This window comes from Aeromonas sp. HMWF016, from assembly GCF_963878195.1.
In the GTDB taxonomy this organism is placed as follows: Bacteria; Pseudomonadota; Gammaproteobacteria; order Enterobacterales; family Aeromonadaceae; genus Aeromonas; species Aeromonas lacus.
The window spans coordinates 1-1,557 of record NZ_CAWNWX010000003.1 but is presented as its reverse complement, the minus strand read 5'-3'; the positions used below and the strand labels follow the sequence as shown (position 1 = coordinate 1,557).

The 1,557-nt window shown below is 53.2% G+C and carries 2 protein-coding genes; both read left to right on the top strand.

Annotation, left to right across the window (positions count from 1 at the left end; genetic code table 11):
* On the top strand, positions 1-660 hold a 660-nt coding region (locus tag AACS24_RS00145; protein ID WP_258223031.1), incomplete at its 5' end, for an EF-Tu C-terminal domain-related protein.
* Between the two features lie 111 nt (positions 661-771).
* On the top strand, positions 772-1,314 hold the full coding sequence (gene gmhB / locus AACS24_RS00140; protein ID WP_181364270.1) for a D-glycero-beta-D-manno-heptose 1,7-bisphosphate 7-phosphatase: 543 nt from the start codon (positions 772-774) through the stop codon (positions 1,312-1,314).
* Positions 1,315-1,557 lie beyond the last annotated feature (243 nt).

The window sequence follows — 1,557 nt, the reverse complement described above, 5'->3', positions numbered from 1 at the left end:
CTGAAAGCGCTGGAAGGCGAAGCTCAGTGGGAAGAGAAGATCCTGGAACTGGCTGGCCACCTGGACACCTACATTCCGGAGCCGGAGCGTGCCATCGACCTGCCGTTCCTGATGCCGATCGAAGACGTATTCTCTATCGCTGGCCGTGGTACCGTAGTTACCGGTCGTGTAGAGCGCGGTATCGTTAAAGTTGGTGAAGAAGTGGAAATCGTAGGTATCAAAGATACCACCAAGACCACCTGTACCGGCGTTGAAATGTTCCGCAAACTGCTGGACGAAGGTCGTGCAGGCGAGAACATCGGTGCACTGCTGCGTGGCGTGAAGCGTGAAGACGTAGAGCGTGGTCAGGTACTGGCCAAGCCGGGCACCATCAAGCCGCACACCAAGTTTGAATCTGAAGTGTACGTGCTGTCCAAAGAAGAAGGTGGTCGTCATACCCCGTTCTTCAAAGGCTACCGTCCGCAGTTCTACTTCCGTACTACCGACGTGACCGGTACCATCGAACTGCCGGAAGGCGTAGAGATGGTAATGCCGGGCGACAACATCAAGATGGTTGTTACCCTGATTGCGCCGATCGCGATGGACGACGGCCTGCGTTTCGCTATCCGTGAAGGTGGCCGTACCGTAGGTGCTGGTGTTGTAGCTAAAGTTATCGCTTAATCGATACTTTAAATGCACACATGAAAGGGGTGGCTTCGGCCGCCCCTTTTGTTTTTGGGCTTTATCTGCCCTGTGAGATACTGGGCAAAACCATTGATAGAGGTAGTTTCCGTGAGCAAACCCGCCATTTTTCTGGATCGTGACGGTGTCATCAATGAAGACACTGGCTATGTCAGCCAGGTCGATGACTTCCATTTTCTGCCCGGAGTCATAGACGCCCTGCAGCTCCTCAAAAAGAAAGGCTATCTGCTGGTTGTAGTGACCAACCAGTCAGGGATTGCCCGCGGCTATTTCACCGAAGATGATTTCATGAACCTGACCGAGTGGATGGATTGGTCACTGGCTGATCGTGATGTGGACCTCGATGGTATCTACTTCTGCCCGCATCATCCGGAGCACGGTGCTACCTGTGACTGCCGCAAGCCGGAACCGGGAATGTTGCTGCTTGCCAAGCAGGAACTGAACATCGACATGAGCCGTTCCTATATGGTGGGTGACAAGCCTTCCGATCTGAAAGCAGCCATCAATGCCGGGGTTGGTCACAAGATCATGGTCAGAACCGGTAAGCCGGTCACCGAAGCGGGTAACGCATTGGCCGATGCTATCTATGACAATCTGCATGATTTTGCTATCGCGGTGCCTGCAGCAAGCTGATTTCGCCGGTTAAATATGCTGATTGGTGGCTTTGTGAGCGATCGAACAGCGAAAGCCATCTTTTTGCAATTATCCCCTTGCCATAACGAATTCACTCCCTATAATGCGCCTCCATCGACACGGCAAGCGGCAACGCAAACAACCCGGTCGGTAACCTCGAAAAGCCTTGGAAAATAAGGCTTGACTCGAGAAGGCGGTTGAGTAGAATGCCACTCCCGCAGCAGCAAAATCTGCGTCGCTCTT